We start from the raw sequence: 24,962 nt of genomic DNA on the forward strand, positions 1-24,962 counted from the left end.
CATCGATAGTCCGTAAGGCATCTGCTTGCCTTGGCAGCCTAGGCCTGCCAAAATTATATGACAATAGAAAAATTTGTTAGAGCGTACAAAAATTTCGTCGGATATACGAAACTCATGGCGACCAGGACAAAGAAACAAAGGACCCGCATCGAGGACATCAGGCGGGTCGAGCTGATCGAGGCGGCGCACCGGATCTTCCTGCGCGACGGCCTGAAGGGCCTGACGACCACCCGCATCTGCCACGAGGCCGGCATGTCGCAGGGCATCCTGACCTATTATTTCAAGGACAAGGACCAGGTGCTGTTCGAGATGGTGCGGTACGCCAATCGTGTCCTGATGGACGCGGTGGTGGTCAATCTGCGTCAGGCCGAGACCCGTTGGGATCGCCTGACGGCCATCGTCGACGGCAATTTTCCGGAGGAGAAGTTCGAGCGCAGCACGGCCAATGCCTGGATTTCGTTCTACGCGGAAGCGGCGCACAATCCGCGCTATGCCCGGCTGCAGGAGCTGTTCTACAAGCGGCTGCGGTCGAATATCGGCTCGGCGCTTTCGCCGCTGTGGTCGAGAGAGGAGATCGACCATTTCGTACGCGGCTTTGCCGCGATGCTCGACGGGTTCTGGCTGCGGCGCGGCCATTCCGACGACGCCATCTCGCATCTGGAGGCGAGAGCGCTGCTCGTCGAATATTCGGAAAAGATGCTTGGCGCGGGCATGGTGTCGAAGCTGAAAAGGCTTCAGCTGCGGGCGGCCTGACGTTTTGGAATGCGTCGCCGTCTGCGACCGGTTACACGCTCTTTCTATCGGCGCGGGTTTCACCATAGGGCTCCGCCGGTGATCTGGATATTTTCCATGGTGATCCCCTTGGCGAGATCCGAGCAGAGGAAGACGGCCAGCGCCGCGATCTCGTCGGGCTGCAGCATGCGCCCCTGGGGGTTGGCCTTCCGGAACTCGTCCATCGCGTCCTCGACGCTGCGGCCCTTGCCTTCGCGCTCGACGACCTGCGCCACGTTGCGGCGCATAAGCTCGGTCTCGACCCAGGTCGGGCTGATCATCACGCAGGTGACGCCATGCGGGGCCCCTTCCAAAGCCACGCAGCGGGTCAGCCCAAGCAGGCCGGCCTTGGAGGCGCAATAGGCGGGATTATCCTTCCAGCCGACGGAAGCCGCCGTCGAGCCGATGTTGATGATCCGGCCCCAGCCGCGCTCGATCATGCCGGGCAGCACGGCTCGCGTGGTGCGGAAGGCGCCGGTGAGATTGGTGTCGACGATCTTGTCCCACAACTCGTCGGAATGGCCGCAGACCGGCTGCTCGGCCGTCGTGCCGGCGGCGTTGACGAGGATGCCAGCGGAACCGACGGCCGCCTCGGCCTCGGCAAAGAAGAGGTTGGTGAGCGCGCTGTCGCGGACGTCGAGATGCGCTGCGTGAACCTTGGTGCCGTGCGCCCCGAGTGCCGCGCGGACGCGCTCGATCTCGTCCGCGCCGGGATAATAGGCCGCGTCCGCCCTGCCTGCCTGTGGCGGCGCGACATAGGAGCCGACCGCGACATTGGCGCCTGCCTTGGCGAGCGCCGTCGCGATAGCGAAGCCCATGCCGGAAAAGCCACCGGTGACGATGGCGCTGCGGCCGGTGAGATTGGTCATCGCGGACGGTCTCCATATTCACACTGCAAGATAGCCTCCATCGACGACCATTTCGGAGCCGGTGACGAATTTGGATTCGTCGGAGGCGAGATAAAGGACCATGTAAGCGATATCGGTCGGCTCGCCGAGGAAGCCGATCGGATGGCGCGACAGCGCCTTGGCCTTCTGCTGCTCGAGCGTGCCGAGGTCGCGCAGATAGTTTTCCGTCTGCGGCGTCCAGATATAGCCGGGATGGATGGAGTTGCAGCGGATGCCGTAGCGCTGCTCGGCGCAATGCACGGCTACCGCCTTGGTCAGCGTGCGCACACCGCCCTTGGAGGCGCAATAGGCGGCAAGCTCGGCCTCGCCGATGATGCCGTCGATCGAGGAAAGATTGATGATCGATCCGCCGCCGGACTTCTTCATCAGCCCGATGCCTGCTTGGCAGCCGAGAAAGACGCCGTCGAGATTGACCGCCATGGTGCGCCGCCATTCTTCAAGCGACGTGTCCTCGACGTTTTTGGCGATGGCGATGCCGGCATTGTTGATCAGCACGTCGAGCCGTCCGAACCGCTGCTCGATCGCGGTCATGACGGCGGACCAGTCTTCCGGCTTCGACACGTCATGGCGCAGCGCCAACGCCTCGCCACCCGCCTCGACGATCTCGGCCGCCGTGTTGCCGGCGAGCCCCTCGTCGATGTCGCTGACGAGCAGCTTGGCGCCTTCCGATGCGAGAAGGAGCGACGACGCCCGCCCGAGGCCGAGCCCGGCCCCGGTGACCAAAGCGATCTTGCCCGCGACGCGGCCCATTACGGCATCAGCCTCCCTTGTCAGCTGGCTCCAGCGGCTTGCCCAGCCAGTCGCGATAAAAACCTTCGAGATCGGGTTCGAAATCATGCACGATCGGATAGCCGGGGGCGGCCGCCTCGACCTCGTGAAGCGTGCCGCATTCCGGGCAGATGAACTCGCGGATCTCCATCCATTCCGGATCCGGCAGGTCGCTGTTGGGGTAGATCTCTCGCAACGATTCCTCGCTGTCGCGCACGATGATCGCCGCCTTGAGCTTCCAGTTCTTGCGGTAGTCGCCGAAGGAATGACCGCATTCGCATTTCGTCACCCGCTCGTCGCCGCTCTGGCAGATGAAGAGGTGATCGCCGACGGGAAGCAGGATCGGGTCGCTCCAGCCGACGCGGTCCTGCAGCACCGCGACATATTTGAAGAAGCGGTCGTCGTCCTTGTAGGCGCTCATGATACGGCGCGTCTGCGGCCAGGGCAGCGTGCCGGCAACCAGATCGGCGATGACTTCCTTGCTGTATGAGGTCATGTCCTTACTCCACCCCGAAGGTCGATTTGGCGTCGACGTCCCAGAAGGCCGAAAAGTCTTTTGTGAAGCGCGGCGAAAGCTTGATTGCGCTTGCGTACATCTTCTGCACCTCGGGCGCGAAATCGGCCGCCTTCACCCGTTCGCGCTCCTTGGCGATCCATTCCGAAACCGGCCTGGCGCGCGCCAGGCGTTTTGCCCGCATCTCGGCGCGATGGCGTTTAGTGGCTTCGAGATTGGCGACCGGGAAGCCCTCTTCGTCCTCGTCGAGCACGATGCCGAAGATTCCTTCAGCCGCTTCCTTGGTGAGAAAGCCGTTCTCGACGTCCCAGGCGGTCTTTACGGGATCGCGCTCCAGCACGTCGCCGTAACCGCCGCCGCCATTGTAGGAGTGGGTGAAGACGTCGCCGGTCTTGTGCGGCGCGGTGATGTAGGGCCCTTCCAGCGTCACATGCTCGCCTTCCAGCCGGACCTCGAGTTCGGAGCGGTACGGGTTGGTGCCGGTGTGGTGCGCCAGCGGCGCGCGGTTTTCGGCAAGCTCGAAGATATTGCTGTCGCGGACAGCGCGGTGCTTCTGGCAAGTCGGCGCTGGATAGCCGCCGCACAGGCCGCCATTGTCGAAGACCCGGGAGGAATGCTCGGAGGTCACCAGCCGCAGATGGTCGGTCTTCGAGACCAGCCAGGTCGACAGGAAGGAACAGCCGCCGCGATATTTGCCGGCGCCGCCGGAATTGGGAACGATCGAGCGGCCGATATAGAGCATCGGCATGTTCTGTTCCCATATCTCGATATTGCCCATGTCGGATTCCGGATTCCAGCCGACATAGGCGGTGTCGAGCCCGTCCTTGATGGCCAAGGCGCCGGAGCCGGCGGCGGCGCATTCGAAATGCGCCATGCCGAAGGGCGTGCCGTATTGGCTCTCTCCGCCCATCTCGATCATCGGGCTGTTGACCTGGCCGACAAAGGCCTCCTCGACGAAGCCGCGGGCGATGAAGGAGCGCGACAACAGCCGCTGGAAGACGCCATAGGCAGGGAGCAGCAGCGCCCAGGAGGTGGCGGTCGCCACCATCTCGTTGTCCGGATTGGTCCAGGTGCCCTTGGGCAGCTTCAGCTCCGTCGCCATCCAGGCGCCGTCATTGACCAGGCCCTCGAAGTTCATGTGCTGGGTCAGCGTCACGAACATGCCGCCATCCATGCCGGCCGGCGTGCAGTTCATCGAATGGTAGCCCCAGGGCTGCGTGCCCTCGAAGTCCATGACGATCTTGCCGTCCGAGGTGATCTCCATCTCGATCGGGATGTTGTAGAGCCAGTCGGGATCGCCGAGCGGCTGGTAGCCGGGCTTGCCGGCGGTGACGTGGCCGTAGAATGTGTGGCCGCGATATATGCCCGGAACGGTGAGCTGGCGGGTGCGGGAGAGCTGGGCGCGGCGGCCCTCCTCGATGAACTCCTTCGACACCTGCATCCAGTAGTCGAGGCCGATCTCGTCGATCAGCGCCTTGACGCTTTCGCGCATGTCGATGCAGGAGGCGACCTTGGCCTTCTCGTCCAGCACCCAGTAGATCGGCATGCGGAGATTGCGCTCGCAGCGGATGACGTAATCGCGCCTGAGCTCGTCGTTCTCGCCGACCTTCTCGGCGCAGACGAAGAGGCCCTCGGTGAAACGTTCCTGCGCCAGCGCCACGTCGCCGCCCGGCGTGATGCCGCCGGCCTCCAGTTCGTGACAGACGGCGCCGGCCCAGCCGACCAGCTTGCCCGAGTGGAAGATCGGCACGACGTCCATCACGTCCGGCACCTGCACGGTGCCGATGAAGGCGTCGTTGTTGGCGAAGATGTCGCCATCGCGGATCTGCGGGTTCTCCTCGTAGCCGTTGCGGATCATCCATTTGATGAAGCGGCTCATCGTATGCACGTGCACCATGATGCCGTTGGAGAGCGCGATAGCGTCGCCTTCGGGCGTGTAGATGGCGACGACCATCTCGCCGACCTCACGCACGCCGGGCGAGGCGGAGATGCGGCGGGCCATCTCGCGAGCCGACACGCAGTAGGCGCGCAGCTTGGTGTGCAGCGTCTCGAACTTCAGCGGATCCTGTTTGCGCAGCTCGAGCTCGGTGATGCCGTCATAGCAGCCGGTCTCGTCCATCAGCCGTTCGGATTCGATCAGCCGTTCGCGGATGCGGAGCGCGGAAGCGGGTTTGTCCAGCATGGCGTTCGCCTTCTCAAGCATGGGAGTAGTGGAGCAGCGTCCATTCGTCGACGAAAACGCGGTCCTGCGGATGGACGACGAGCGTCGTCGCCGGATGTTCGATGATGGCCGGGCCGATGACCTCATGGCCGGGCTGAAGCAGGTCCATCTCGTAGAGATTGGCCTTGTGCCAGCGGCCCCCGATATAGGCCTCGCGCATACCCTTGTGAGCCGACGCGGGGTCGGACTTGCCGAGCGGACGCCTGACCAGCATCGGCTTCACCTTGTCGGCGGTGGCGATCAGCCCGAGCTCGGTGATCGAGAAGCCGACCTCGCCATAGCGCGAGACGCGGTGGTTGACCTTGGCATAGACTGCCTCAAACTCGGCGACGACCTTGCGCATGTCCTCGGCCGAATTGATCGCCGACAGGGGCGCCATCACCTCGACGTCCTCGAGCTGGCCGGTGTAGCGCATCATCAGGAACGGCACGGTCTTGATCTTATCAAGCGCATGCCCGTCCGCGACCATCTCGTCGATCGCGGCCCTGGTCAGGTCGTTCCAGACGGCGGTGACCCTGGCACCGAAGGCCTGCAGCTCATCGTCGCTTGCGCGGGCGCCGATGTCGATCTGCGTCGACACCGAATGGCGGCGCATGAAATCGGCGGTGGTGCAGCCGAAGGCCGAGAAGGCGGCGGCGAACTGGAAGGTGATGATATCCTTGAAGCCGATGCCCCTGGAGCAGCCGGCGAGATGCAGCGGGCCGGAGCCGCCATAGGACAGAAGCGTGAATTCGGACGGATGGATTCCTTGTCCGGAGATGACCCGGCGCAGCGCGTTGTTGGCGTCGGCCTCCAGCATGTCGATCATGCCTTCGGCGGCTTCCTCGACGCCGACGCCGAGCACGCGGGCGCATTTCTCCTCGAAGGCTTTTCGCGCTTTCTCGACCTGCAGCACGACCTTGCCGCCGAGGAAATAGTGCGGGTTCAAACGGCCCAGGATGGCGTCGCAGTCGGCGATGGTGGGCTCGGTGCCGCCCTTGGCGAAGCAGATCGGGCCGGGATCGGAGCCGGCGCTCTCCGGCCCGAGCGAGACTTTTCTCGTCAGCGGATCGACCTTCAGGATCATGCCGGCGCCGGCGCCGATGGTGTCGAGATGCAGCGTCGGGACGTTGAGCTTGAAGCGGTCCATCAGCGGCTCGTTCTCGATCCGCGTCTGGCCGCGCGTGATCACGCCCATGTCGAAGGACGTGCCGCCCATATCCGAGCAGATCAGCGAGTCGTTGCCGATCAGCTTGCCGACATAGGCCGCGCCGAGGATACCGCCGATCGGGCCGGAGATCATCGTCTCGTGCAAGCGCGGATGGTTGATCGAGGTCAGGCCACCGAAGGAGAGCAGCGTCTGCACGCCATATTTGAAGCCGTATTTCTTCGAAACGTCCTCGATGCCCTTGAGCTGCCTGCGGCCGCGCGAGGTGGCGTAGGCCTCGATCAGTACCGAGTTCAGTCGCGACTGCTCGCGGATGACCGGACGCACCTCATGGCTGGTGTAGACTAGGATATCGGCGCCGGCGGAGGCGATCTCCTCGCGGCAGATCTCGGCGATGCGCTTCTCATGCGCCGGATTGACGTGAGAGAAGACGGTCATGATGCAGATCGCCTCGACCTTGTCGGCGATCAGCGTCTTGGCGGCGGCATGCACCTCGTGCTCGTAGAGCGGCAGGATGACGTCGCCGAACTGATCGATGCGCTCGGTGACGCCGTGGGTGCGGCGGCGCGGCACCAGCGGATCGGGATGATGGTGGGTGACCGCGTGCAGGCGATCGGCATAGGAATAATCCGCCCAGGCCTGCAGGCCGCGACCCATAAGGATCATGTCCTCGAGGCCCTTGGTGGTGATCAGCCCAAGCTTGCGGCCGGTGCGCGACAAAAGCGTGTTGAGCATGCCGGTGCCGGAATAGAGCACCACGTTGACGCCCGAGAACAGGTCCTGCAGCGAGATGCCCCAGGCGTCCGCCGCGTCCTCGGCCGAGGCGAGAAAACCCTCGGCCTCATTCTTCGGCGTGGTCGCCGACTTGCCGATCTTGAAGTGGCCGTCCTGATCGACAAGGATCGTGTCGGTCATGGTGCCGCCGGCGTCGATGCCGATGACGATGGGGTTGGTGGTGATCTGGTCCACGGGTCGCCTTCCCTTGCCGAGAGTGACCGCAGGCTAGATTCCCAGAACCGGATCGCGCCATATGCCTAAAGACACAATGACCGCGCGGCTGGGTTCGCCGAGAAAAGGGCATGCGTATGGGCAATATCTGGGCGCCGCTGACCAAGGCGATCGCCGCCACCGGCACCGACCGGCATGTCGACTGCCTGATCGACCTGATCGGCACCGACATCGCGCATGATCTGGTGACGGTGACGCGCTATTCGGCGACCAAGACGCCGGAATTCGTCAAGCACCGGCGCTTCTCCGACGAGATGGTGCGGCGCTATCTCGACAATTATTACGTCTTCGATCCCTTCTACGCCTCGTGGCGGCGCGAGCGGCGGCTCGGCATCATGCCGCTCAAGGGCCTTGCCGACGAGGAAGCCAAGCGCGGCCAGTACATAGCCGGCTTCCTGGCGCAGTCGGAGATCTGCGACGAGGTGGGCATCATGCTGGCCGATGGCGGCGACTGGTGCCTCGGCATCTTCCTCGATCGCTCGACCGTGTCGTTCAAGGACAGCGAGATCGCGCTGCTCACCGAACGGCTGCCGGTGTTCGAAGCCCTGCATGCGCTGGACATCAAGGCGCGCGGCAGCGACTTTTCCCGGACCTCGGAGCCGACCGGTCCCGGCGCATCACCGCAGCAGAAACCCAGAATACCGGAAAGCCTGTGGCCCGAGCTTTCATCGCGCGAGCGCGAGCTGGTGCAGCTCATCCTGGCCGGACACCCGACCGCCAACATCGCCGGGCGGCTCGGCATCACCGTCGGCACGGTGAAGAACCACCGTCGCCGCATCTATGAAAAGCTCGACATCACCACCGAGCGAGAGCTGTTCCTGCAATTCTTCCAGCACCGCATGGATGCCTAGACCGCGGGCGCGGAGTGGCGAGGATCGCGCAAGGCCAAGCATCGCGGGCCAAGCATCGCGGGTTGACGGAAATGTCCGGCTAAGGCAGATCGCTGAGAATTGGGCAGGGAACAAGGGCGGATGCAGGCCCGGAGTCGTTTCGACAATGCCGTCCGACGGCTGGAGCGGGGTTAGACTGGCTTGCGACGAACGCTGATTGTCTGCCACGACCCGCCCTTTCCGCCAACGTCCGGCAGCGACCTCAGGAATTTCGGCAATGCCATGGCCGCCGCCGCGTTCGGCCCGGCTTGCCTGGCATCGCTCGTGCCGCGGACCAGCGAGGCACAACCTGACGGTCTGGACATCCGTCTGGTTGAGCTAGGCAACAACTCCGACAAGCGCGCGCCCTCGCTTGGCTGGCGAAGGGTCCGAGGCGAGAGCCGGATATCGCTTCCGATGCTGGCGCGCCTCAAGGCGCTCGTGCAGGACTTTCGCCCGGACACGATCGTCGTCGAAGGCGTTGCGCTGTTCAAGCTTCTCGCACCTCTGCGGCCGATGGCCCGGCAACTCATCCTCGACATGCACAATGTCGAATCGGATCTCGCCGACCAGCTGCCGCGCAAGAAGAGCTGGCGGCCATTTTCCTCCGGTGTCAGGCCGCTCGAGAAAAAGGCTGCCTCCATCGTCGACCGGATCTGGGTCTGCTCGAAGCTGGACGGAGAGCGGCTGGAAGCGGTCGTCCACCCCCGAATTCCCGTCCATGTCGTGCCGAACGGCATCCCGCGCCCCGGCGCGATGCCGAAGTCGCTGCCGCCACAGCCTGCCGTCTCCGACGGCTTTCCGCTTATCCTCTATGTTGGCCATCTGGGCTACGAGCCGAACATCGGCGCGGCCGAACGGTTGGCCCACGCCATCCTCCCGCGCATCCGCGAGAGGCTGCCCATGGCGAAACTCGTTCTCGCCGGCCGTTCGCCCAAGCCGTCCGCTCGTGTCCTGGCAGGGCTGGACGGAGTCAGCCTGATCGAGGACCCCGGCGATGTCAGACCGCTATTGTCCGCCGCTCATCTCACCATCGTCCCGCTCGCCATGGGCGGCGGGACGCGCATCAAGATACTCGAAGCCATGGCCTGGGGGGTCCCGGTCATCGCGACGCCGCTGGCGGTGGAGGGCCTCGGCCTGATCGAGGGCGAAGAGGTGCTGCTGTCCGAGAGTGACGAAGACCTTGCCCGCCTGGCGATCGAGCTCTGCCAGGACCGCGCCCGTATCGTCAGCCTGCGCGCCCGGGCCCATGACGGCGCATGGTCCCGTTTCGGGCCGGAAGCGATCCGCGATGCGGTGCGCCATGGGCTGGGACTGGACGGCGCGGTCCGATGACGAAAGGAAAGCCGACTTTTCGCCTGCTCAGTCGTGCAATTCCCTGGAAATCGGCGGACCAGCCACAAAGTCGGAAAAGCTGGCCTCGAAGCCTTCGCGCTGCGGCGAGCAGCACATCACGCCGATATCGACGCTACGCGAGGACGGGAAATAGGCCAACCGTACCGGTTTCCAATGGCCGTCCGCGACGTCACGATACTGGATGCGGATCGCCTCGGCGTGACGGGTCAGGCGGATCCGGAGACCATCCGGGTCCGCGGGAATGGCGACCAGCGACCAGTCGGACCTGTCATTGGTGACGACGACGGAAAAATAGGCGAGGCCGTCCGTGTATTCGATGCCGGCCTTGATCCAGTGCGTTTCGCTCAGCCGCATCATCAGCCCGGCCTGGTCGTAAAGCACCTTGTAGTCGCCCTTTACGGTGACCTCGGCGCTGAAGTCGCCCGCGACCGGCCGGTAGAGGAAATGGCCGTTGTCGCGCCGGAAGCCGTAGAAGGTCTCGCGCCAGAAATCGGTCTCCCTGCCGGTGCGAACATGGAGCGTCCCGTCACTCAGCGCATGGTGTGGCGGCGGGTTGAGCCAAGTCATTCCGGCAAGATCCGACATCATCGAGCTCGCACGTCAGCCGGCGAACGTGTAGGCCGTCTTCACGGTGGTGTAGAATTCCATGGCGTAACGGCCCTGCTCGCGCGGACCATAGCTCGAGCCCTTGCGGCCGCCGAACGGCACATGGAAGTCGACGCCCGCCGTCGGCAGGTTGACCATCACCATGCCGGCCTCGGAATTGCGCTTGAAATGCGTCGCGTGCTTCAGGCTGGTCGTGCAGATGCCGGAGGTCAAGCCGAACGGCGTGTCGTTGGCGACTGCCAGCGCCTCGTCATAGTCCTTGACGCGGATGACGTTGGCCACCGGACCAAAGATTTCCTCCCGCGAGATGCGCATCGCATTGCTGGAGCCGACAAACAGCGCCGGCTGCAGATAGAAGCCTGGCGTGCCGCGCTCCAGACGCTCACCGCCGAAGGCGAGCTCGGCGCCCTCCTGGCGGCCGATGGCGATATAGTCCTCGTCCTGCTTGAGCTGAGTCTGGTCGACGACCGGACCGATCTGCGTCTTGGCATCCAGCGCGTCGCCGATCACCAGCTTGTCCAGGCGCTCCTTCACGGCGTCGACGAAGCGGTCATGGATGCCTTCGGTGACGATGAGGCGCGAGGACGCCGTGCAGCGCTGTCCGGTCGAGAAATAGGCGCCGTTGACCGCGCAATCGACGGCCACGGCCAGGTCCGCATCGTCGAGCACGACGAGCGGATTCTTGCCGCCCATCTCGAGCTGGAACTTGCGCATGTGCTCGACGCTTGCCGCGGCGACGCGTTTGCCCGTGCCGACCGAGCCGGTGAACGAGACGGCGTTGACGTCGGGGCTGTCGAGCATCGCCTGGCCGACCACCGAGCCCTTGCCCATGACCAGGTTGAGCACGCCCTTGGGCAGGCCGGCGCGATGCAGGATGTCGACGATGGTCCAGGCGCTTTCGGGGACCAGTTCGGCAGGCTTGAAGACGATCGTATTGCCGTAGGCGAGCGCAGGCGCGATCTTCCAGGCGGGAATGGCGATCGGGAAATTCCACGGCGTGATGATGCCGACGACGCCGACTCCCTCGCGCGTCATCTCGACGCCGACGCCGGGCCGCACACTCGGCACCATCTCGCCTGAAAGGCGCAGCGTCTCGCCGGCGAAGAAATCGAAGATCTGCGCCGCACGGATGGTTTCGCCGACGCCTTCGGCGAGCGTCTTGCCTTCCTCGCGGGCGAGAGACCGGCCGATCTCATCCTTGCGTGCCATGATCTCGTCGGAGGTCTTCTTCAGCACGGCGTGGCGGGCCAGCGGCCCGGAGCGCGACCAGGCCGGGAAGGCCGCCTTGGCGGCCGCGATAGCCTGTCTTGCTTCCTCCGGCCGGGCCGAGGCGTATTCGCCGACCACGTCGTTGGTGTTCGACGGGTTGATGTTGCGCGAGCCGGCCTCGCCCAGCCACTCGCCGTCGATCAGGTTCTTGCGGAGCACGGTCATCTTCATTCCTTCGAGATTGGCTTGTTCTTCGAGATCGGCTGGGGCGGCAAGGCGCCGGTCATTTGTCAGACAAATGATATACGCATTGTCCGCTGAAAGGTCTACCCGAGACCTTCGATAAACCTAGGAGCGCGGCGGTGGAAGTCCATCGACCGCGTCCGCGACTACCTGTCACGACGCGGAGCCTGAGGGCGTCAGACGGAAAACGACCAGAACAGGCAGGCCAGCGTCGCCGCGGCGAAGACGACGAAGAACAGGCTTCTGAGCAGGATGTTGCGGCGAAGCTCGTTCATGGTGAGATGCGCTGCGACGATCGCCACGACGAACAGGAAGCGCCAGTTGAGAAGCGCCCAGAGCACGTCATGCTGGCCGAACGCCCAGCGGGCGAGAAGCGAGCCGACGATGGTGGCGAACAGCATGATCGTTGCCCAGAAGATCGCATCGGCGGCGTGGGTGAGCACGACGCCGGCGGCGCGGATGGGCAGGACCATCATCAGCAGCGCGCAGAAGAAATAGATGGCGGCTATGGCGAGGAAGGACGCCGCATCGGCAATGCCGTCGAGGCGCTTCATGCCGAAGGCGCCATACGGATAGCCGTGTCTGGCGACCGCCAGCGAAAGCGCCATCAGCAAGGCGCTCAGAACCGTGACCAATGCGAATGTGCCGAGAGCCTTGCTCATGCCGTTCCCTGTCGAGACGAATCAACGGGAACGATTTTAGCTTACGAGGAAGCCTCGCATCGACCCGGCAGCTAGCCGATCCGGTCGCCGCTCTTCGGGTCGAACAGATGCAGCGCCGCCGGATCGGCGGCGAGCCGGATCGTGTCGCCCGGCTTCACGTCGCTGCGGCCCATGACGAAGACGCAGACCTGCTGGCTGGCCAGCCTGACATAGAACTGCGTCGACAGGCCAAGCGGCTCGACCACCTCGACCTCGGCCTTCAGCGCGCCGTCATCCACCAGCCGGATATGCTCGGGCCGCAGGCCGACGGTGAGCGCGTCGCCGTCCTTCAGCGGCAGGCCGTCCGGCAATCTGAGCTTTTGGCCGTCGGCGAGCATGGCATCGACCTTACCGCCCTTGACGACCTTCGCCGGCAAGAAATTCATGCCCGGCGAGCCGATGAAGCCGGCGACGAAGGTGTTGGCCGGGCGATCGTAGAGCTCCAGCGGATGACCGACCTGCTGCACGTAACCATCATGCATGACGACGATACGGTCGGCCATGGTCATCGCCTCGACCTGGTCGTGCGTGACATAGACCGAAGTGGTCTTGAGCTGCTGGTGCAATGCCTTGATCTCGGCGCGCATATGGACGCGCAGCTTGGCGTCGAGGTTCGACAGCGGCTCGTCGAACAGGAAGACTTTCGGATCGCGCACGATGGCGCGGCCCATGGCGACGCGCTGGCGCTGGCCGCCGGAGAGCTGGCGCGGCAAGCGGCCGAGGAAGCTTTCAAGGCCGAGCCGCTTGGCGGCGGCGCCGACCCTGCCGTCGATCGTCGTCTTCTCGGCCTTCTTCAGCATCAGGCTGAAGCCCATGTTCGAGGAGACGTCCATGTGCGGATAGAGGGCGTAGGACTGGAACACCATGGCGATGTCGCGATCCTTGGGTGCGACATCGTTCACCAGGCGCTCACCGATGCGAATCTCGCCGCCTGTAACCTCCTCAAGTCCGGCGATCATGCGCAAGAGCGTGGACTTGCCGCAGCCGGACGGGCCGACCAGCACGACGAATTCGCCGTCGGCGATCTCGAGATCGACGCCGTGCAGGATGCGCAGCGCGCCATAGTCCTTCTCGACATGTTGCAGCGTGACGGAAGCCATCTTTCTTTTATCCTTTGACCGCGCCGGCGGTGAGGCCGGTGACGAGATAGCGTTGCAGGAAGGCGAAGAAGACGCAGACCGGGATCAGCGCCAGGATGGAGGCGGCCATCATCTGCCCCCAGTCGACGGCGAACTTGCCGATGAAGGTGAGCAGGCCGACGGCGAAGGTCTTCTGCTCGTCGCTGGAGATCAGCATCAGCGCGAACAGCAACTCGCTCCACGCGGCGGTGAAGACGAAGCCGAGCGTCGCGCCCATGCCGGGCAGAGTGAGCGGCACGATGACCCTGCGCATCGCCTGGGCCCGCGTGCAGCCATCGATCATCGCCGCCTCCTCCAGGTCCTTCGGGATGCCGTCGAAGAAGGACTGCATGAGGAAGGTGGCGAAGGCGGTGTTGAAGGCGGTGTAGATGATGATCAGGCCGGTCAGGCTGTTGGTGAGGCCAAGATCGCCCATGATGCGGTAGATCGGCGGGATGACCATGACCAGCGGGAAGGTCTGGGTCAGCAGAAGCAGGATGGCCAAAGTCGCCTTGCCACGGAAGGTGAAGCGCGACATGGCGTAGCCGGCCAGCGTGGCAATGACCGTCACCAGGGCCGCCGTCGACACCGAGACGATGACGCTGTTCAGGAAATAGCGCGGGAAATCGGAGGCTTCGAGCACGGTGGCGAAGTTCTGAAAAGTCATCTCCGACGGCCAGAAGGTGATGCCTTCCGAATAGAGCAGGCGCTCTGGCGTCACCGAGATCTTCAGCGTCCAGAAGATCGGGAACAGCGCGAAGGTCACATAGGCGGCGATCGCGGCGTAAAGGCCGGCGCCGCCGGCGATGCGCGAGGAGGTGGAGCGACCGGCGATCATCAGACATGCCTCACAAGCGTGCGGCGGATGGCGATCAGGCCAATGGCGTAGGCGATCAGCAGGACAAGCAGCAGCACCGCGACGGCGGACGCGTAACCTTTGTCCAGCGACTTGAAGGCGCTGACATAGATGTAGACCGGCACGGTGCTGGTCGAGCCCGCCGGCCCGCCTTCGGTCATGACGAAGATCAGGTCGGCGAAGGTAGCGATCCAGATGGTGCGCAGCATGACGGTGATGACGATGGTCGGCGCCAGGAACGGCAGCGTCACCTTGGTGAAGCGCTGCCAGGGAGAGGCGCCATCGATGGCCGCCGCCTCGTGCAGTTCGGCGGGGATCGACTTCAGCGCCGCGAGCAGCGTGATGGCGAAGAAGGGGACGCCGAACCAGATGTTGGCGACGATCGGTCCCCACATGGCGGTGGCGGGGTCGGACAACACGTTGGTGGGCTCCGCCTTCAGCCCGAGCGCGAAGAGCCAGTGCGGCAGCGGCCCGATGATCGGGTTGAACAGCCAGGCCCAGGTGAGTCCCGACAGAAAGGACGGCACCGCCCAGGGCAGGAACACCACCGCCTGCACTATCCTGCGGCCATAGAAGGGCTTGTCGAGCAGCAGCGCCAGGCCGAGCCCGAGGAAGAACTGGAAGAACAGGCTGGCGACGGTCCACCACAGCGTGTTGATCAGCGCCTGGCCGAGCACGGCGTCGGAGAGCATCGCCTGATACTGGCCGAGCCCGACATATTCCGATTTGAAGGCGGAGAATTTGCGAAAGGAATAGCTGATGCCGATGATCAGCGGCACCAACAGCACCACGACCAGCAGGACGATAGCCGGCGAAAGATAGAGCCAAGGCTCGATCGCCGCCTTGCTCAGCCGCTTCTTGCGCGGCCGGGCGGCAGATCGGATTTCGGACACTGCGTAGGTCATAAGTTTGGCTCTACGGGTGATGGGTGATGCGGCGTAAGCGACAGCCCCTTCGCTCCGTTCAACGGGGAGAAGATGCCGGTTCACCCTCCGTAGCTGCAGCGCAGCTGCCGCGTAGGAGGGCAGGCAGATGAGGGGCGGCGCGAACTTACGAAGGTATGGCGCTGCCCCTCATCGGGCCACCTTCCCCCCGTAAACGGGAGAAGGTAAGGCCGCGCTTACTTCTTGTTCTTGGCCAGCCAGGCCTGCTGCTCCTTAGTCAGGAACGCGGCCCATTCGTCGGCCACCTGCTTGGCCGGCTTCTGGCCGAGCAGCACTTCCTGGAAGTTCTTGATCGCCACCTGGTCGACGAAGTTGCCGAGGTTTTCCAGATGCGTCGGCGGCGTCACCATTTCATATTTGGAGCTGTCGCTGAGCTCGGTGAACCAGCCCTTGAACTGCTCAGTCTTGAAATGGGCGTCCTGGTCGGCGCCGTTGTGGATCGGGATGACGCCGACTTCCTTGGCCCATTCCAGATTGTCCTTGGGCGAGAGCAGCGTCGCCATCAGCTTCCAGGTTTCGTCCTTGTGCTGGGAATTGGCGAACATCGCCCAGCCGGCATAGCCCAGGGTCGGGTAGGATTTGCCGCTCGGGCCCACGGGGAGCGGCGCGACGGCGAAGTCGTCGGCGCTCATCTTGTCGGCGATGCCGAGCAGCGCGTCCGGGTCCTGGTTGAGCATGGCGCAGGTGCCGGAATAGAAGCCGGTCACCGTCTCGTTGAAGCCCCAGCTCACGGCGTCCTTCGGCGCCAGGCCGTTCTTGTACATGTCGGCCAGCATCTGCAGGCCCTTGACCGAGCCCTCGTCGTTGATGGTCGAGGTGCCGTCGTCGCTGAAATAGCCGCCCTTGCCGTCGGCGATGTTCATGAACATGTGCATGCCGTTGAAGGCGCCGGGGCCGCCGCGCAGGCAGTAGCCGTATTTGCCGGGAATGGCCGAAATCTTCTTCGAGAACTCGACGAACTCGTCGAGGGTTGCCGGCGGACGGTCGAGGCCCGCTTCCTTGAACAGCTTCTTGTTCCAGAACAGCGCGTTCACATAGTAGCCGTAAGGGATCATGAACTGGGTATTGTTGACGGTCGAGCCGAACTGCTTGGCGCGGTCGCCCAGCGTCTTGGCGTCGTCCCACTTAGCCATGTAGGGGCCAAGATCCTCGAGCTGGCCGTTATTGGCGTAAAGTCCCATCCAGCGCTCCGGCATCTCGACGACGTCGGGTGTATCGCCTGCCTGCACCATAGTCAGGAATTTTTCGAAGGCCTGGCCCCAGGGCAGCGAGACGAGCTCGACCTTGATGCCGGGATTGGCCTGCTCGAACTCGGCAATCTGCTTCTTCAGGAATTCGGTGCGCGGCGGGCTGGTGATGACCTCGACCATCTTGACGGTGGTGTCGGCGAGCGCGCTGCTGGCAGAGATCGCCAAGCCGGCGACGGCGGCAAGCATGAACGTCAGTCTTTTCATGTTCGGAACTCCCATTTTGAACACCTTATTTTTTTGACTTCTCGAAGGCCTGGGCGATGTCCGCCCAGAGGTCCTCGACATTTTCCAATCCGACATTGAAGCGGATGGTTCGGGGGCTGACGCCGAAGCGCGCCATCGAATTGAGACCCGGCGTCTGCTCGAGCGAGGCCTTTGCCGGCACGACCAGGCTTTCATGGCCGCCCCAGCTGACGCCGATGCGGAAGAGCTTCAGCGCATCGACGAAAGCCGGAATGTCGACATCCTCCGTGACTTCGAAGGAGAACAGCCCGGCATAGCCGGCGAGCGTCTTCTTGCCGGGATGGTTGGAGTAGGCGGGGTGATTGACCCGCTCGACCTGGCCATGCGCCTTGAGCCGCTCGGCAAGGGTCAGACCGCTCTTCATGTGATGCGGCAGTCTCAGCGGCAGCGTGCGCAGGCCGCGCAGCAAAAGCCAGCCTTCGAAGGGCGAGAGCTTGCCGCCGAGCGAGGAGTAGGTCTGCTCGTTGATGTGCCTGATATGTGCGGCGGAGCCCGCCACGACGCCGGCGACGGTGTCGCTGTGGCCGCCGAGATATTTCGAGGCCGAATGCAGCACCAGATCGACACCGTGCGCGATCGGCTTCTGGAACACCGGCGTGGCCCAGGAATTGTCGATGGAAGTGACGATGCCCTGTTCCTTCGCCAGCCGCGTCAAATGCTCAATGTCCTGCAGCTCGAACATCATCGAGGTCGGGCTTTCGAGATAGAGCAGCTTGGCGCCTGGAAGTGCGGCGGCAACCGCGTCCGGATCGGAACCGTCGACATAGTCGACCTTGATGTTGAGACGCGGAAACAGGCGCTCGAACAGACGGTAGGCGTCGCCATAGCAGTTGCGCACGGCAACGATACGCTCGCCGGCGCCGACGAAGGCGAGCACGGTGGCGCTGATCGCCGCCATGCCGCTGGAAAAGCCTCTAGCTGCCTCGGCGCCTTCGAGCGCCGCGACGCGCGCCTCGAATTCCATCACCGTCGGATTGTCGCCGCGGGAATAGATCGGCTGGCGACGGCGGCCGGCGAAGGTGTCGGCCATGTCGGCATAATTGTCGAAGGTGAACAGCGAGGTCTGGTAGATCGGCGGCACCACCGCGCCGCCGGGGAAGGGATCGTCATGCGCCAGAAGCGTCGCCGCCTCGCCGAGATAGTCGCTGGCCAGGGAAGCCGGGTCGAAGCTTGTGGGCTGCTCGTTCATTTGCGGTCCGAAAGTTTGAGGTTGGCAGCACCGCGCTTCAGGTCGTCCTCGACGGTGGCGATGAGCTTCAGTGCCTCGGCGCGGGCTCCCTCCGGGTCGTGCGCGGCGATGCGGTCGAAAATGGTGCGGTGGTAGGGAAAGCTGGCGTGGCCGAAATCGCGCACGCCGAGCGGATGTTCCCAGAAGCGATGGAACAGCTCATACATGGCGGCGATGATCTGTTCGAACAGCGGATTGCCGGAGGCGCGGAAGATCGCCTGGTGGAATTCCCAGTCCTCCTCCGAGGACATGCCGTCGCGGGTGCGGAAGGCCTCTTCCATGATATCGAGCTTGCGCTCGATCTCGACGAGCTCGGCCTTACCGGCGCGAATGGCGCAGAGCGCGGCGGCCTCCGCCTCCAGCGCGCGGCGAATCTCCAGCGTGGACATCAGGCCGGCGAAATCGTTGCCGCGGGCAAGCGTCAGCGGCATGTGCAGCATGTCGGGCGAGACGGCGGCCTTGAGATAGGTGCCGCTGCCCTGCCGCCGCTCGACGAGACCCAGCCCTTCCCAGCGCGTCAGCGCCTCGCGCACCGTGTTGCGGCTGACCTTGAGACGCTCGGCCAGGATACGCTCGGTCGGCAGTTTTTCGCCGGGCCCGAGCGCCTCCTGCCTGACAAAGCCGGCCAACGCCTTCAGCACCGCGTCATCGCGGGCGGTCGTCTGGATGGGCGGGAGGCTGTCTGTCACACCGGCGGGACCTAAAGTGGTTCAATGGTCCAACCAATTTCTGCACAGGCCGAATTGAGAGTCAACAACCGAAATCGGGACAGAACCGAACGGCGCGGAGATGCGCCATTCGGTCCGATCGGCTCAGAGTGGTTCACCGTTCACGGAAACCACTCTATCTCGTCGTTTTGACGCAATTCCGAACGGAGGCTGCGGCGAAGTCGCCGAGCCTGAGCGTTTCATACTTTCCTGGAATTGCTCTAGCCGCGGCTGCGCGCCGGCGTGGCGGCCGTGCGGGCGCCGCGCCAGCGGGCGAACATTTCCTCGCGAGCCCGCCGCGAGGCCGAAAGCCGGTCCTTTGCCTGCGCCAGGACAGCCGGCGGAGCCTCGGCAGGCGTGCCCGACCGGAAAGGAGGAGTCGGGGCATATTCGAGCGAGAGCTGCACCGTTTCGGCTTCGGCCTGGCCGAGGAGCCTCGCAACCAGCGCCAGGCCGAAATCGATCCCCGAGGTGACACCGCCGGCGGTGATCAGCCCGCCGTCCTCCACGATTCGCGCATCGACGGGCACCGCCCCGAACTCTTCAAGGAAGTCATGCGCATACCAATGTGTCGTCGCCCGCTTGCCCTTGAGCAGCCCAGCCGCGCCGAGCACCAGGGCACCGCTACACACCGAAGTGACATAGCGCGCCTGCGCCGCGCGCTCCCGCACGAAATCGAGGACCGCCTGGTCCTCCAACAGCGCGTTGACGCCTCCTCCGCCCGGAACGCACAGCACGTCCAGAGGCGGACAATCGTCGAAGGTCACGGTCGGGTTGATGGCCAGTCGCGTCGACGACATCACCGGATTGCGGTCCTTCCAGATCAAATCCACCTCGGCGCCCTTTGCCGATGCCAGGACTTCGTAAGGGCCGGTGAGGTCGAGCTGTTGGACATTGGGGAACACGAGGATGCCGAAACGAAGGGTCATGGAAATCTCCTTGAGGTTGACTCCAAGCAATCTACGGCATCATGCTTTGGCGCGATCGCCAATCATCCCTCGTTTCAGGCCAAATCAATGCGCCGCATCGAAGTTCTTGCCTACCCCGACGTCCAGCTCCTCGACGTCAGTGGGCCACTTCAGGTCTTCGCCAGCGCCAACGACTTCATGCTGCAGGCCGGTGAGCCAGCGGCGTACGAGGTCGTGGTCGTCGCCGCTTCACCGCGGGTGAGAACGTCGGCGGGTCTCGTGCTCGAGACTGCGGCACTCTCGCCGCCCGATGCCGAGATCGACACGCTGATCGTGCCAGGCGGGTGGGGCGTCAACGCGGCCTGCGAGGATCCTCAACTGGTCCAGTGGATCATCGGCCGCTCGCGCGGCGCCAGGCGAACGGCTTCCGTCTGCAGCGGCGCCATGCTGCTGGCGACGACCGGTCTCCTCGATGGCCGTCGCGCGGTCACCCATTGGGGGCGCTGCGCGGAATTCGCCCGGCGATTTCCTGCGGTCCGCCTCGAACCCGATCCGATCTTCATTCGCGACGGCAATGTCTGGACATCCGCCGGCGTGACGGCGGGAATAGATCTGGCCCTTTCCTTCGTCGAGGCCGACCTTGGTCGGCGCGTGGCGCTTGCGGTGGCGCGCGAGTTGGTCGTCTTCCTGAAACGCCCAGGCGGCCAGGCGCAGTTCAGCCAGACACTCAAGCTGCAGGATGGCGATGGGCGCTTCGACAAGCTGCATGGCTGGATTCTGGAAAACCTGGGCAGCGACCTTTCGCTGCCGAAACTGGCCGAACGCGCCAATATGAGCCCGCGCAGCTTCTCGCGGCACTATCGGGAGGCAACCGGTCGGACACCCGCCCGCGCGGTCGAAGAGATCCGCATCGAGGCCGCACGACGGATGCTGGAACAGGGACTGGCCGTGAACCAGACGGTCCGGCGCTGCGGCTTCGGCTCGGAAGAGACGATGCGACGCGGCTTTCTACGCACCCTCGGCACCAACCCGCGTGATTACCGCGAGCGGTTCTGACCGTGCCTTCTCGCGCCAGCCGGCAGGGCTGGCCGCCGTCACACGCCGGAACTCACGGTTGAAATTCGATTTGGTCTGGAAGCCGGATTCCAACATCACCGCTGTCACCGACATATCGGTATCACGCAGTAGCCGGCAGGCTTCGGCAATGCGGAAATCATTGATGTATCGCGAAACGTTCTTGCCGGCCAGCCGGTTGACCGCGCCGGAAATCTGGCGGGCAGGCACACCGGCGCGGCGTGCCAGCCGCGACAATGTCAGGTTCTCGTCGCGGGAGAGTTTCTGCTCGACCAAAAGCTTGTGGATCCGGTCGAGGACCTGGCGGTCCTGCGCCGTCGCATATGTAGCTGCAGCCTCCACGGCGGCAACGGGCTCGGCCCGCGCGCGAGCGGCGACTATAGCCGTCAGGCCGATGAGGAGCAGGCCGAGAAAATTTGCATTGCTGACCAGGAAGGCTGCGTTCTTGCCCCTGCTCCATTCGAAATCCATGAAGACCGCGAAATCGAAGAAGGCCGATAGACAGAGCGACAAGGCGGCGATGACGAGCGCCCGATGCGCGGCGACCGCACCGTCGAAGCGCGCCTCGTCCAGCGCATCGGGTCCGGCGCGGCCGAGATCGAGCACGGCCAATGCATAGCCGACAAAAATCACGATGAGCGCAGCATCGATCAGCCGCGGGGCCAACGGCAGCAATGCCAGAACGAGAGCAGGCGGAGCCGCATGCAGCCAGCGGAAGCCGTTTGCGTCCCCGGTGCCGCGATGAATCAGGCTGCGAAAACTTGTCAGCACCAAAGGCGGCAGGCAACTTGCCACCACAGGCAGCACATAGCGCAGCGCCGTTATGTCGTAGCCCCAGCGCAGGCCGATGAAGACCGATTGCAGGGCGCACAGGCCAACCAGGGCGAGGAATGGCCGACTTGGCCGCTCGGCGCGCAGCATACGGCCAAGCAGGATCAGCAGCAGCAGGGCAACGACGAAAGGCAGCGGAACGAAAATCACGGCAGTCTCGAGAGCAATCGACTGCCGGGATAATGGCCCAGATCGCGATCAAGAACGACCTCGATCGCGATCCAGGACGCGCAAGAAAGGCGTCATCGGCAAATCATCGCCCGGCCTTTTCGACCAAGCGAGGTTTCCCATGACGCTTTCCCGTATCCTCTCCGCCGCCGCGCTTGTGGTGGCGACCGTCGCACCGGTGCATGCCGCCGAAGTCGGCCTGCGCGAGATTTCGATCGCCGCGCCGGAACGCGGCCGCGATCTCCAGGTGTTCGTCTGGTATCCGGCCGAGGCCGGCGGCGAAGCCATCGTGCTTGGCGACAACAAGGCTTTCAAGGGCGTGCCGGTCTTCAAGAATGCGCCACCGCTCAAGGGGCGCTTTCCCTTGGTCGTGCTGTCGCACGGGTCAGGCGGGCGCGTGCAGGGCATGGCCTGGCTGGCGACGGAACTGGCCAGAGCGGGCTTCATCGTGGCCGGCCCCAATCATCCCGGCACGACCAGCGGCGACTCGACCCCGGCCGACACGCCGAAATTGTGGGAGCGCACCCAGGATCTTTCGGCCGTGATCGACGCGATGACGGCCGACCCGACATGGGGCAGCGTCGTCGACGGCGACAGTATCGGCGTGCTCGGCTTTTCGCTCGGCGGCGCCGCGGCGATGGAAATCGCCGGCGCCCGCGCCAGCCTCGACGCCTATGCCCACTATTGTGACGAATACAAGAAATGGGACTGCGCCTGGTATGCGGGCGGCATCGGCTATCGCAACGACGCGGTCGTGCATGTCGACAAGCTCGACCTGCGGACGATCGACAAGGCACGCTTCGACCAATCAAACCTTGACCCCCGTGTCAAAGCGGCCGTGCTGGTCGATCCCGGCCTTGCGCCGGCCTACGACGCCGCGAGCCTTAAGGCGATCACGATCCCGATGGATTTCATCAATCTCGGCAGTGTCGATACGATCCCCGAGGGGGTGATTGCCGACAAGCTGGCGGCGCTGACGCCGCGAGGAACATATGCCTCCGTCAACGGCGCCATCCATTTCAGCTTCCTGCAGGAATGCAAGCCAGGCGGCGCCGAGCTGCTGAAGGACGCGGGTGAAATCGACCCTATCTGCGCCGACGGCGGCAGCCGGTCACGCGCCGAGCTTCACGCCGAGCTGGTCGGCCTGATACGGAGCGACCTGCAGCGGACCCTCAAGGACCCCATGTGATTGCACGGCGGCCTGGCCGAGCTCGGTCAGCGCGTAGATGCCGCGCTCCGCCCTGGCGAACCAGCCATAGTAGTTGTGCAGCAGGATGCTGGCCGCGCGCGGCGAAAGAGCCTTGAGGTCGCGCGGCCGCTTCGGGCCGTCGGCCATGGCGGCGGCGCAGGCGATGGCCTCCTGCCGGTAGGCGGTCATGATGGGCTTTCGCCGCGTGCTGCCGCCGATGGACGGGTCGCCCTTGCGGCGGTGATGTTCCTCGACCAGGCGCGAGCGGCGCCTCGGGTCGCGCCGGGGCGGCACGGCGGCCGGGCTGAGCAGCAGCTCGACCTTGCCCTTTCCGTCGACCGCCAGCAGGCCGAAGCCAAGCCGCCGGCAGAGCGCGCGAAAACGGCGGTCGTGCTCGCGACCCTTGCCGCGCGCCGACATCCGGGCGGCGAGCCAGACCTCGTCGCAGGCCGCCGCGCGATCGACGCCCTGCAGCACGAGTTCGAGATTGAACTGCAGCTTCAGCTCGCAGATGACGACCACGGGCGGCTCGCCTTCGCGCAGCCCGACGATGTCGCAACCGCCGACTTCTCCCTTGACGGTGAAGTCCAGGCTCTCGAGGAACCGCTTCACCGGGGCATAGAGGGATGTTTCCTGCATGGCAGAGGCATAGCCGATTCGCGGCTGACCGACCCAGTACAGGGAGGTGAGGTTTCCGCCGCTGTTCGGCGGATCCGCTTGCGGACCGACGCCTGACAGACCAAAGCGCGTCGCGATCTTTCAGGTTCGCTCCCTGCGCTTTAGGTTTACGCATGTCTTTGCCCCGAAACCGGTTCCCACTTTCGGGAGACATGCTTTAGCGACGACCAGCTGTTGGAAGAGACGGCATTGGATCGATCCGAGGGGAAGTTCCTGTCGATTGCCGAGCAGGCTCCGTGGATTATTGCCTGGCGAACGAGCCTGAATAGGTCTGGCCGGCAAGCGCATAGGTGGCGGCCAGCGTTCCGTCGGGCTGCATCGTAAAGGTGGCGTCCGCGCCATTCGGCAGGCGCCCAAGCTTCAATGTGTTTCCGACAATCCTGCCGGCGCCGTCGGCAACCCCCGGCTTGTAGTCGGCTACATCACCCCAGGCATAGCTGACCGTCACCTGACCGCCGGAAGAAACCGTCAGCACGGCCAGCTTGCCTTCATACATGCCATCCAGCCGTCCGGCCCATATGCCTGAAAATGCGGCATATCTGGCCGGAACGCCCTTGCCGGGGGGAACGATCGCCACGGTTTTGTCCAAGACAGCCAAATCGGGGGACGCAGGCGCCGCGACGACAGCCGGAGCAGGTTGCGGCGGAGGAGGAGGCGTCGCCTCGGGAGCCGACTGGCAGGCGGCGAGCGCGAATGCCGCGAAGCCGAGCATGAGATAAGGACTGTTTGGTGGAGCCAATCGGAATCGAACCGACGACCTCTTGAATGCCATTCAAGCGCTCTCCCAACTGAGCTATGGCCCCACTCCCGGCAGTCAGCCGGCGCCGTTTCCGGCGAAGAGATCAGGCGCGGCTGGGAACCGCGCCGTCGTTTAGTGCTGGCGGCTTCTAGCGCCGCCTTCGGTCAAGATCAAGCCTTGAAAGGCCGCTTTTTCGTCACAGGCCAAAATGGCCGGCAAACGATCTAAATCAGACCTCGTCCTCGTCGTCGCCGACGCCGATCATGTCGGATACGTCGTCGTCCTCTTCCTCCTCGTCGGCAAGGAAGGTGTCATCGTCATCGTCGCCGAGATCGACATCATCCTCGTCATCGTCGAGATCGGGCAGATCGTCGCCGCCGCCCTTGGTCTCCTCGTCCGCGTCCTCCAGCGAGACGATTTCGGCGCCTTCCTCCTCCTCGGCGTCGATTTCCTTTTCGGCGACGTCCTCATCCTCCTCGATGGCGGAGATCTTGCCCTCATCGAAATAGGAGCGCGGATAGCTCTTGCCGGTATAGGGCGAGACGATCGGGTCCTTGTTCAGGTCGTAGAATTTCCGCCCCGTTTCGGGGTCGACACGCTTTGTGCCAAGTTCAGGTTTTGCCACGGCAAGCCTCGTCAAAAAAAGAATGGTCCCCTTAACCGCAGTTTTCCGTGCTGTCAAAGCCAAAAGACATGTCCCGAAAACCC

At 64.3% G+C, this 24,962-nt stretch carries 24 protein-coding genes and 1 tRNA gene; 5 read left to right on the forward strand and 20 right to left on the reverse strand.

Annotation, left to right across the window (positions count from 1 at the left end):
• Positions 1–114: 114 nt before the first annotated feature.
• On the forward strand, positions 115–753 hold the full coding sequence (gene betI / locus QAZ22_RS01345; protein WP_278205173.1) for a transcriptional regulator BetI: 639 nt from the start codon (positions 115–117) through the stop codon (positions 751–753).
• 59 nt (positions 754–812) lie between these two features.
• Here betI and QAZ22_RS01350 read toward each other — a convergent pair whose 3' ends face one another.
• From QAZ22_RS01350 to QAZ22_RS01370, 5 genes are read right to left on the reverse strand one after another with little or no spacing between them, the layout of a single operon-like run.
• Entirely contained in the window at positions 813–1,640 is an 828-nt protein-coding gene (locus QAZ22_RS01350) for an SDR family oxidoreductase (RefSeq protein ID WP_278205174.1), read from the reverse strand.
• Between the two features lie 18 nt (positions 1,641–1,658).
• Entirely contained in the window at positions 1,659–2,429 is a 771-nt protein-coding gene (locus QAZ22_RS01355; protein ID WP_278205176.1) for a glucose 1-dehydrogenase, read from the reverse strand.
• Between the two features lie 7 nt (positions 2,430–2,436).
• Complete coding sequence (locus tag QAZ22_RS01360; RefSeq protein ID WP_278205177.1) at positions 2,437–2,943, reverse strand: acetone carboxylase subunit gamma; 507 nt, start codon at positions 2,941–2,943, stop codon at positions 2,437–2,439.
• A gap of 4 nt (positions 2,944–2,947) precedes the next feature.
• Positions 2,948–5,143 (reverse strand): hydantoinase B/oxoprolinase family protein, encoded by a 2,196-nt coding sequence (locus QAZ22_RS01365; RefSeq protein WP_278205178.1) that lies wholly within the window; start codon positions 5,141–5,143, stop codon positions 2,948–2,950.
• A 13-nt stretch (positions 5,144–5,156) separates the two neighbouring features.
• Positions 5,157–7,244 carry a hydantoinase/oxoprolinase family protein gene (locus QAZ22_RS01370; protein WP_278207761.1) on the reverse strand — a complete coding sequence of 696 codons (2,088 nt, stop codon included), beginning with the start codon at positions 7,242–7,244 and terminating at the stop codon, positions 5,157–5,159.
• 164 nt (positions 7,245–7,408) lie between these two features.
• Between QAZ22_RS01370 and QAZ22_RS01375 the strand changes: the two genes are divergently transcribed.
• Both QAZ22_RS01375 and QAZ22_RS01380 read left to right on the forward strand, forming a co-directional pair.
• On the forward strand, positions 7,409–8,188 hold the full coding sequence (locus QAZ22_RS01375; protein WP_278205179.1) for a helix-turn-helix transcriptional regulator: 780 nt from the start codon (positions 7,409–7,411) through the stop codon (positions 8,186–8,188).
• A gap of 261 nt (positions 8,189–8,449) precedes the next feature.
• A complete protein-coding gene (locus QAZ22_RS01380) occupies positions 8,450–9,541 on the forward strand; it encodes a glycosyltransferase (protein ID WP_278207762.1) in 1,092 nt (363 codons plus the stop codon).
• A 27-nt stretch (positions 9,542–9,568) separates the two neighbouring features.
• Here QAZ22_RS01380 and QAZ22_RS01385 read toward each other — a convergent pair whose 3' ends face one another.
• The 10 genes from QAZ22_RS01385 to QAZ22_RS01430 form a co-directional block, all read right to left on the reverse strand.
• Positions 9,569–10,150, reverse strand: coding sequence for a DUF1349 domain-containing protein (locus QAZ22_RS01385; RefSeq protein WP_278205180.1), 582 nt, complete (start codon positions 10,148–10,150; stop codon positions 9,569–9,571).
• A 12-nt stretch (positions 10,151–10,162) separates the two neighbouring features.
• Complete coding sequence (locus tag QAZ22_RS01390; protein WP_278205181.1) at positions 10,163–11,602, reverse strand: aldehyde dehydrogenase family protein; 1,440 nt, start codon at positions 11,600–11,602, stop codon at positions 10,163–10,165.
• 194 nt (positions 11,603–11,796) lie between these two features.
• Entirely contained in the window at positions 11,797–12,282 is a 486-nt protein-coding gene (locus QAZ22_RS01395) for a hypothetical protein (protein WP_278205182.1), read from the reverse strand.
• 71 nt (positions 12,283–12,353) lie between these two features.
• Positions 12,354–13,421 (reverse strand): sn-glycerol-3-phosphate ABC transporter ATP-binding protein UgpC, encoded by a 1,068-nt coding sequence (gene ugpC / locus QAZ22_RS01400; RefSeq protein WP_278205184.1) that lies wholly within the window; start codon positions 13,419–13,421, stop codon positions 12,354–12,356.
• A gap of 7 nt (positions 13,422–13,428) precedes the next feature.
• On the reverse strand, positions 13,429–14,277 hold the full coding sequence (locus QAZ22_RS01405; protein WP_278205185.1) for a carbohydrate ABC transporter permease: 849 nt from the start codon (positions 14,275–14,277) through the stop codon (positions 13,429–13,431).
• The gene (locus QAZ22_RS01410; RefSeq protein WP_278205187.1) at positions 14,277–15,200 is read right to left on the reverse strand and encodes a sugar ABC transporter permease; all 924 of its coding nucleotides are present in this window, start codon (positions 15,198–15,200) and stop codon (positions 14,277–14,279) included. Before QAZ22_RS01410 ends, QAZ22_RS01405 begins: the two co-directional genes overlap by 1 nt.
• A gap of 215 nt (positions 15,201–15,415) precedes the next feature.
• Positions 15,416–16,693, reverse strand: coding sequence for a sugar ABC transporter substrate-binding protein (locus QAZ22_RS01415; RefSeq protein ID WP_278205188.1), 1,278 nt, complete (start codon positions 16,691–16,693; stop codon positions 15,416–15,418).
• Between the two features lie 25 nt (positions 16,694–16,718).
• On the reverse strand, positions 16,719–17,921 hold the full coding sequence (locus QAZ22_RS01420) for a PLP-dependent transferase (RefSeq protein WP_278205189.1): 1,203 nt from the start codon (positions 17,919–17,921) through the stop codon (positions 16,719–16,721).
• The gene (locus QAZ22_RS01425) at positions 17,918–18,649 is read right to left on the reverse strand and encodes a FadR/GntR family transcriptional regulator (RefSeq protein ID WP_278205191.1); all 732 of its coding nucleotides are present in this window, start codon (positions 18,647–18,649) and stop codon (positions 17,918–17,920) included. The genes QAZ22_RS01420 and QAZ22_RS01425 overlap by 4 nt, the downstream gene beginning before the upstream one ends.
• 239 nt (positions 18,650–18,888) lie before the next feature.
• Positions 18,889–19,596, reverse strand: a complete 708-nt coding sequence (locus QAZ22_RS01430; RefSeq protein WP_278205192.1) for a DJ-1/PfpI family protein — start codon at positions 19,594–19,596, stop codon at positions 18,889–18,891.
• Between the two features lie 87 nt (positions 19,597–19,683).
• On the opposite strand from QAZ22_RS01430, the gene QAZ22_RS01435 reads away from it, so the two are divergent.
• Complete coding sequence (locus QAZ22_RS01435; RefSeq protein ID WP_278205193.1) at positions 19,684–20,631, forward strand: GlxA family transcriptional regulator; 948 nt, start codon at positions 19,684–19,686, stop codon at positions 20,629–20,631.
• Here QAZ22_RS01435 and QAZ22_RS01440 read toward each other — a convergent pair.
• The gene (locus QAZ22_RS01440; protein WP_278205194.1) at positions 20,584–21,630 is read right to left on the reverse strand and encodes an AraC family transcriptional regulator; all 1,047 of its coding nucleotides are present in this window, start codon (positions 21,628–21,630) and stop codon (positions 20,584–20,586) included. The genes QAZ22_RS01435 and QAZ22_RS01440 overlap by 48 nt on opposite strands.
• A gap of 139 nt (positions 21,631–21,769) precedes the next feature.
• Here QAZ22_RS01440 and QAZ22_RS01445 point away from each other — a divergent pair, with 139 nt between their 5' ends.
• The gene (locus QAZ22_RS01445) at positions 21,770–22,837 is read left to right on the forward strand and encodes an alpha/beta hydrolase (protein WP_278205195.1); all 1,068 of its coding nucleotides are present in this window, start codon (positions 21,770–21,772) and stop codon (positions 22,835–22,837) included.
• Here QAZ22_RS01445 and QAZ22_RS01450 read toward each other — a convergent pair.
• From QAZ22_RS01450 to QAZ22_RS01465, 4 genes are all read right to left on the reverse strand, one after another.
• Positions 22,760–23,476: a DUF2161 family putative PD-(D/E)XK-type phosphodiesterase gene (locus QAZ22_RS01450; RefSeq protein WP_278205196.1), complete on the reverse strand. Its 717-nt coding sequence runs from the start codon at positions 23,474–23,476 to the stop codon at positions 22,760–22,762. The two genes, QAZ22_RS01445 and QAZ22_RS01450, sit on opposite strands and share 78 nt — an antisense overlap.
• Before the next feature lie 280 nt (positions 23,477–23,756).
• Positions 23,757–24,092 (reverse strand): hypothetical protein, encoded by a 336-nt coding sequence (locus QAZ22_RS01455; protein ID WP_278205197.1) that lies wholly within the window; start codon positions 24,090–24,092, stop codon positions 23,757–23,759.
• A 150-nt stretch (positions 24,093–24,242) separates the two neighbouring features.
• Positions 24,243–24,318, reverse strand: a tRNA-Ala gene (locus tag QAZ22_RS01460).
• A 165-nt stretch (positions 24,319–24,483) separates the two neighbouring features.
• Positions 24,484–24,879, reverse strand: a complete 396-nt coding sequence (locus tag QAZ22_RS01465; protein WP_278205199.1) for a TIGR02300 family protein — start codon at positions 24,877–24,879, stop codon at positions 24,484–24,486.
• Positions 24,880–24,962: the final 83 nt, after the last annotated feature.

It is taken from the genome of Mesorhizobium sp. WSM4906, from assembly GCF_029674625.1.
Classification (GTDB): Bacteria; Pseudomonadota; Alphaproteobacteria; order Rhizobiales; family Rhizobiaceae; genus Mesorhizobium.